Below are 7,137 nucleotides of genomic sequence, written 5' to 3'. Positions count from 1 at the left end.
CATCGACACAACCTCCCTCACGGGGCGCCCAGCATGTGAGCGATGCCGTGGGACCATTCGTCGATTTCAGCCCAATTGCGAAAGTCCCCGGCCGGGAGCAGCTTTCGACCCGCGGGGAGCGTGCGCATCAATTTCGTCCCCACGCCGAGCTGCTTGGGGTCGAGGCCCCCGAAGAACACGTGGTGCTCGCGGGGGTCGACGGCCTCGACCAGTTCGGGCAGATCCGACGGCTCCGCGGCGACGCGTTTGTCGCGGCCCTGCTCGTCGAGGTCTTCGTCGCCCAAGGGGCCGCTACTGAACAACCACACCGGCTTACCCACGAGTACGTCGCGGTGCTCGTGCACGTACGCGCTCGCGGACTTCTCCCAATGCCCCAGATAAACCGAGCTACCGATGACGACCGCGTCGTACTCGTTCGGATCCGCGGCCGGTGCGGGGATCTTCAACGCATCTACGGCATGCCCGTCAGCGCGGATGGTGTCGGCGATCCGCTCGGCGATGCCCTCGGTGGCGCCGTGCCGGCTCGCGTAGGCAACGAGAACCCTCATGTCGTTCTCCTGTCGTCGGCTCGGTCTTACGATCCACCCGAGGACGAATCGGGTCAAGCAACTCCTGGCGCGTCGAGCGCTTCCCCGATAAGAGTTCCACCATCGGAAGGACACTCCTTCCTGCCAGTCGCGCGTGGTAACCCCTCCAACCACTGAGCATCCGAGAGCAACTGGACGCGGGACACGACGAGGACGATGGCAGAACAGCAAGCCATCGGGCACCTGGCGTGCGACACATCCCTACGGGGAGGATCGGTGGCGGATCTCGTACTCGTGGCGCTCCTTGTCGAGTCGTGCCTGCTTGTGGGCGTGGAGCAGTTCGGGGTCGAGTCCGTGGCTGACGAGCCGGTGGCGCTGGTAGATGTTCTTGAGTGCGAAGAGGAAGTAGACGAAAGGCAGGAACAGCAGCAGTGTCATGCCGATGCGGATGATCCACGGCCCGGGGATCAGGAGCAGTCCGACCAGGATCGGGATGAGTGGGATCAGGCAGCGGGTGACGTATCGGCGGGTTGCGCCTGGCCCGGTGATGTCGCGCACGACCCAGGGAGACAAGCTCTCGGGCAGGGTCTTGCCGAGGACGTAGGTGAGGCGCTGGCCACGGGTGGGTGCGATGGCGCTGGGTATGTCGTTGGTCATCGGGCGTCCTTCGGTGCGGTCGAGTGTTGGGAATCGAAGACGACGATCGTGCGGGCGTAGTCGATCGCCTCGGGCGTGGTCGCGAACATGTGGCGCCGCTTGCTGTCATTGGTGGTGAACACCCCGAGCGATTCGAGGGGGCGCAGGTGCTCGGGTTTGGCGCCGGAGATCAGGACTGTGATGTGTTGGTGCTCGAGCTTGGTGATGGCGTCCTTGAGGACGATGGCGCCGGTGGCATCGAGTGCGGTGATGCGCGACATCCGGAGAACTACCACCTTCACGTCCGAGACCTCGGCCAGTTCGAGTAGGAACCGGTGCGCAGCGGCGAAGAACAGGGCGCCTTCGATGCGGTAGGCGACGATGTGTCCGCGTAGGAGCTCATGTTCCTCGGCGAGGTGGTCACCTGCCTCGTCGAGCGGGACCTGCTCGATCCGCGCCGATCTGGCGACTGCCCGCAGTGCGAGGATCGCGGCGAATCCGACACCGACGGCCACTGCCGTCACGAGGTCGCAGACGACGGTGACGAGGAAGGTCGCGATCATCACGAGTGTGTCGGCGCGGGTGGCTCGGGCAATGGCAAGGATGGAGGCGGTCTCGACCATCCGGAATGTGGTGGCGAGGAGGACGCCGGCGACGGCGGCGAGGGGGATCGCGGCGACGAGGCCGGATGCCAGGTACACGATCGCAGCGAGGACTAGCGCATGGGTGAGGGCGGCGAGCCGCGTGCGCGCTCCGGAGCGGACATTGACTGCAGTCCGCGCGATGGCGCCGGTGGCGGGGACACCCCCGAACAGAGGGGCGGCGATGTTCGCCAGGCCTTGTCCGAAAAGTTCCCGGTCGGGGTTGTGACGGGTGCCGATGGCCATCGAGTCCGCCGCCGTCGCCGACAGCAGTGATTCGAGCGCGGCGAGCGCCGCGACCGCAAGGGCTGGCGCAGCCAGTGATGTCAGGTCGCCGAGATGTAGGAAGTTCAGCGTCGGGGCGGCGAATCCGGAGGGAATGGCACCGATCTGCGCGAGGTCGAGGTCGAAGAGTTGGGCGACGATCGTGGCCACGGCGACCGCCACGAGCGAGAATGGGATCTTCGGTAGGTACCGGCCGCCGATCAAGATCGACGCCGCGACGATCAGTGCGGCCGCGGGCGCGAGGACAGATGGGCTCTCGACGAATCGGTGCACAGCGTCGAACGCGGTCTGCCATACCTTTTCGCCCTGGGCACCGGAGATGCCCAGGGCGGCCGGGATCTGCTGCAACGCGATGACGACCGCGATTCCGGCTGTGAACCCTTCGATCACCGACGCGGGCATGTATCGCACCGCCCGCCCGACACCCGCGAACGCCAGGCACATCAGCAGGATGCCGGCGATCAGTCCGACCGCGAGCACCCCCGTCGGCCCGTACTGGCCGACGATTGGCACCAGGACCACGGTCATCGCCCCTGTCGGTCCGGACACCTGAAAGCGGGAACCGCCGAATACCGCCGCCACGGCGCCGGCGATGACGGCCGTCGTCAGGCCCGCGGCGGCGCCGAGGCCCGAGCTGATCCCGAAACCCAACGCCAACGGCAGCGCGACCAGTGCGACGACGAGCCCGGAGAGCAGATCCGCGCCGGGGGCTCGGAGGGCGGGCTGCCATTCGCTCCAGCGTGGCAGCAGTTCATTGGCCGATCGCACGGCGGTGGCGAGTCGGCCGCCTTCTGGCGCCGCCGCTTTGCCGTCCTGGTCTCGCGGTGTGGTCATTCAGGTTCCTCGATGCAGCCGACTTCGTGGGCAGGTATTGCGGTGCGCGGACTGTGGGTTCTTGTGCCGGACGTCAACACTGCGGGGAGGCGACAGCTCCTGTCCGCGCTGCGGGGTGGAGGTACTGGTCGTGGTCAGCACCGGCAAGCCGTTCTGTTCCACCGGCCGGGCCTGCGGAGAGGAAGGTCAGGTCGGTGGAAGTGGCCCGGTCCGAGGGGCGATCCCTCTCCTCGGACCGGGCCAGGGAAGACGCGGAGCGCGGGTAGATCGACGTGATGCGCTCCGCGTCTAGATTGTGGGTCCTGCTCGCGGCAGCCATCAGTCTTTCCGTCGGGTGCGAACCCGCACCCGACGGAAGTCCCTATCCCGTGCGGGCGTGGCCTGACCGACCAGGGGCTCGGCTAGGCCGGGCGCGCTGAGACGGAGCTTGAGGGCGCCGAGTTCCTCGCGCAGGACGTCGGGCAGGGTGTTGCCGCCGATGGTGGCGTACCACTCGTCGATCAATTGGGTTTCGGCAATCCACTCGGCGGCGTTGACCTTCAGGGCGGCTGCGATCTTGGTGTGATCGAACTCCAGGCCCATAAGATCGAGTGCGTCGATCGTGGGCACGTACCCGATCGGAGTCGACTCCGCCGCCCCCTCGCCCTCGATCCGTGACAGTGCCCATTTGAGGATCCGCGAGTTCTCCCCGAATCCCGGCCAGAGGAACTCGTCGTTGTCACCACGGCGGAACCAGTTGACATAGAAGATCTTCGGCAGTTTGGCCGGATCGGCCTTGGCTCCGACATCGAGCCAATGGGCGAAGTAGTCACCGACGTGGTAGCCGAGGAACGGCAGCATCGCCATCGGGTCACGCCGCACGACGCCGACCCGCCCAGTCGCCGCGGCTGTGGTCTCCGAGGACAGGGTCGAGGCGAGGAACACGCCATGCTGCCAACTCAACGATTCCGCGACCAGGGGAATGGTGGTGGCCCGGCGGCCACCGAAGAAGATCGCCGAGATGGGCACCCCGGCGGGGTCGTTCCATTCGGGCGCGACCGTGGGGCACTGTGCGATCGGGGTGCAGTAACGCGAATTCGGGTGCGCCGCACGCTCGCCCGAGTTCGGGGTCCAGTCCCGCCGCCGCCAGTCGGTAAGGTGGGCCGGCGGCTGATCGGTCATGCCTTCCCACCAGACGTCGCCGTCATCGGTGAGCGCGACGTTGGTGAAGATCGAGTTGCCCCGCTCGATGGTGGACATCGCGTGAGGGTTCGTGTGCATGCCGGTGCCGGGTGCGACCCCGAAGAAGCCCGCTTCGGGGTTGACCGCGTAGAGGCGGCCGTCGTCCCCGAATCGCATCCATGCGATGTCGTCGCCGACGGTTTCGGCGGTCCATCCGCCGAGGGTGGGTTCGAGCATCGCGAGGTTCGTCTTGCCGCACGAAGAGGGGAACGCCGCGGCGATGTAGTGCACTTTCCGCTCGGGAGAGGTCAGTTTGAGGATGAGCATGTGCTCGGCGAGCCAGCCCTCGTCCTTGGCCATCTTCGATGCGATGCGTAGCGAGTAGCACTTCTTGCCGAGTAGGGCATTGCCGCCGTATCCGGAGCCGTAGCTCCAGATCATCCGCTCTTCCGGGAAGTGGGAGATGTACTTGGTGTGATCGCATGGCCAGGTGGAGTCGGCCTGGCCCGGGTAGAGCGGGGCCCCGACCGAGTGCAGGCACTTGACGAATTCGGTTCCGGCAGTGAGCTTGTCCCACACCGAGGTCCCGGAGCGAGTCATGATCTGCATGGACGCGGCGACATACTCCGAGTCGGTGACCTGGACACCGAACTTCGGTTCGGCCGCATCGAGCGGTCCCATGCAGAACGCGATGACGTACATCGTGCGACCGGACATCGCACCGCGGTACTGCTCGGTCATCACCGTCTTCATGTCGACGGGATCCATCCAGTTGTTTGTCGGCCCGGCATCGGACTCGAAACGGGAACAGATGAACGTCCGATCCTCGACACGGGCGACATCCTCGGGGTCGGAGACACACCAGAAGGAGTTCGGCTTGCCTTCGAGCCGGACGAAGGTCCCCTTGTCGACCAACTGCGTGGTCAGGCGATCCCATTCCCCGGCGGATCCGTCACACCAGACCACGATGTCGGGGCTGGTGAGTTCGGCAACCTCCGCGACCCAGGACACGATCTCCTCGTGCATCGTCGGGGCGGCCCCGATGCCGGTTGCGGGTGTGGTCACGGTGTTCTCCTCGTGAAAGTCGTCGAGTGCGGTGCGGCTGTGTGCAGTGCTATTGGCGCTGGCTGTTGTCGGAGAGATGGGCGAAGACGCGCCCGGCCTCGAGGGCCATCGCGCGGGTGACAGACCGTCGTCCGGTCCGGGCAGCATCTGCCCATCCGGGGCGCACCGCCGGCGGGTCCACGCCTGTCGCCCTGGTCAGTCACCCTCGTCATCCATTCGTGCAAGTATGTATTTAAGAAATTATGCAATCAGTTGATAGCGCGAAAGCCACTCGCCGATGCTCGGCCCGTCAGCCGGCAGAGTCTCCGATCAGGGCTGCGGACTCCGGCAGATCTTCGAGCAGCTCGGCTTGGCCCGCAACGACGCCGGTGAGGATCCCGCGGGCGATCGTCAACAGATCCGCGATCTGCGGTGAGGTCAACGCGTAGGAGACCGACAGGCCCTCCCGCCTGGCCGTGACCAGCCCGGCCCGACGCAGGATCGACAGCTGCTGAGACAAGTTCGCGGGCTCGATCCCCACCTCAGGCAGCATCTCCGAGACAGCGTGCTCACGCTCGCTCAACAGCTCCAGGACCCGGATACGCGCCGGATGCCCCAGCGTCTTGAAGAAGTCCGCCTTCATCCGATAGAGGGGTTGGCGCGAGCTGGCAACCATGGCGCCTCCTGTCGTTTCTGCCGGAACGGATCGCCCACGACATCGTGGCTCACCGGGATCATCCCACACCCCGAGTTCTACTTGCGAATCTTAGCAATTTGATGACCTCTACTGATATGAAGAACGTGTTCTAGCTATTGTCGTTCTGTCTGAGAGGTCATTCACCGTGGGCACACCAGTTATCGTCGAGGCAGTCCGTACCCCGATCGGCAAGCGAGGCGGATGGCTGTCCGGCCTGCATGCGGCGGAGACCCTCGGTGCGGTCCAGGTCGGAATCCTCGAGCGGGCGGGCGTCGACCCCGCCATCGTCGAGCAGGTCATCGGCGGCTGCGTCACCCAGGCCGGCGCGCAGTCCAACAACGTCACCCGCACCGCCTGGCTGGCGGCGGGTCTGCCGTGGCAGGTCGGCGCCACCACCATCGACTGCCAGTGCGGCTCCGCGCAGCAGGCCAACCATCTGATCGCCGGACTCATCGCGACCGGTGCCATCGACGTCGGCATCGCCTGCGGCGTCGAGCAGATGAGCCAGGTCCCGCTCGGCGCCAACGTCGGCACCGAGGCCGGCCCGCGGCGCCCGGCGTCGTGGGACATCGACCTGCCCGCCCAGTTCGAGGCGGCGGAGCGGATCGCGAAGCGTCGCGGCCTGACCCGCGAGGACATCGAGGCGCTCGGCGTCCGGTCGCAGGCGCTGGCCAAGCAGGCGTGGGCCGAGGGCCGCTTCGACCGCGAGGTGCTGCCCGTGACCGCGCCGGTCATCGGCGAGGACAAGCTGCCGACCTCCGAGACCACGGTCGTCTCCCGCGACCAGGGCCTGCGCGACACCACCGCGGAGTCCCTCGCCAAGCTCAAGCCGGTCATCGAGGGCGGCATCCACACCGCGGGCACCTCGTCGCAGATCTCCGACGGCGCCGCCGCGGTGCTGCTGATGGACTCCGACCGTGCCAAGGCCCTCGGCCTCAAGCCCCGCGCCCGGATCGTCTCCCAGGTGCTGGTCGGCGCCGAGCCCGAGTTCCACCTCGACGGCCCGGTCCAGGCGACCGCCAAGGTGCTCGAGAAGGCCGGCATGAAGATCGGCGACCTCGACCTGTTCGAGGTCAACGAGGCCTTCGCCTCCGTCGCGCTGTCCTGGGCCCAGGTGCACGGACCGGACATGGACAAGGTCAACGTCAACGGCGGCGCGCTCGCGCTCGGCCATCCCGTCGGCAGCACCGGTTCGCGCCTGATCACCACCGCCCTGCACGAGCTCGAGCGCCGCGACGCCTCGACCGCGCTGATCTCGATGTGCGCGGGCGGCGCGCTCGCCACCGGCACCATCATCGAGCGGATCTGATCC

At 66.9% G+C, this 7,137-nt stretch carries 6 protein-coding genes; 1 reads left to right on the top strand and 5 read right to left on the bottom strand.

Annotation, left to right across the window (positions count from 1 at the left end):
* Nucleotides 1-17 precede the first annotated feature (17 nt).
* The 5 genes from BR31_RS0112780 to BR31_RS0112760 all read right to left on the bottom strand — a co-directional run bounded on the left by BR31_RS0112780 (nt 18) and on the right by BR31_RS0112760 (nt 5,804).
* The gene (locus tag BR31_RS0112780; RefSeq protein ID WP_027501318.1) at nt 18-548 is read right to left on the bottom strand and encodes a flavodoxin domain-containing protein; all 531 of its coding nucleotides are present in this window, start codon (nt 546-548) and stop codon (nt 18-20) included.
* A gap of 240 nt (nt 549-788) precedes the next feature.
* A complete protein-coding gene (locus tag BR31_RS0112775; protein ID WP_027501317.1) occupies nt 789-1,184 on the bottom strand; it encodes a DUF5313 family protein in 396 nt (131 codons plus the stop codon).
* A complete protein-coding gene (locus BR31_RS0112770; RefSeq protein WP_027501316.1) occupies nt 1,181-2,923 on the bottom strand; it encodes a SulP family inorganic anion transporter in 1,743 nt (580 codons plus the stop codon). The genes BR31_RS0112775 and BR31_RS0112770 overlap by 4 nt, the downstream gene beginning before the upstream one ends.
* A gap of 318 nt (nt 2,924-3,241) precedes the next feature.
* Entirely contained in the window at nt 3,242-5,110 is a 1,869-nt protein-coding gene (locus BR31_RS28425) for a phosphoenolpyruvate carboxykinase (GTP) (protein WP_051637376.1), read from the bottom strand.
* A 328-nt stretch (nt 5,111-5,438) separates the two neighbouring features.
* Entirely contained in the window at nt 5,439-5,804 is a 366-nt protein-coding gene (locus BR31_RS0112760; RefSeq protein WP_027501315.1) for an ArsR/SmtB family transcription factor, read from the bottom strand.
* A 166-nt stretch (nt 5,805-5,970) separates the two neighbouring features.
* Between BR31_RS0112760 and BR31_RS0112755 the strand changes: the two genes are divergently transcribed.
* The gene (locus BR31_RS0112755) at nt 5,971-7,134 is read left to right on the top strand and encodes a steroid 3-ketoacyl-CoA thiolase (RefSeq protein ID WP_027501314.1); all 1,164 of its coding nucleotides are present in this window, start codon (nt 5,971-5,973) and stop codon (nt 7,132-7,134) included.
* The last annotated feature ends 3 nt before the right edge of the window (nt 7,135-7,137 follow it).

It is taken from the genome of Rhodococcus sp. UNC363MFTsu5.1 (assembly GCF_000686785.1).
Classification (GTDB): Bacteria; Actinomycetota; Actinomycetes; order Mycobacteriales; family Mycobacteriaceae; genus Rhodococcus_G; species Rhodococcus_G maanshanensis.
The sequence above is the reverse complement of the archived record's forward strand: the minus strand, read 5'-3'. Positions and strand labels throughout refer to the sequence as shown.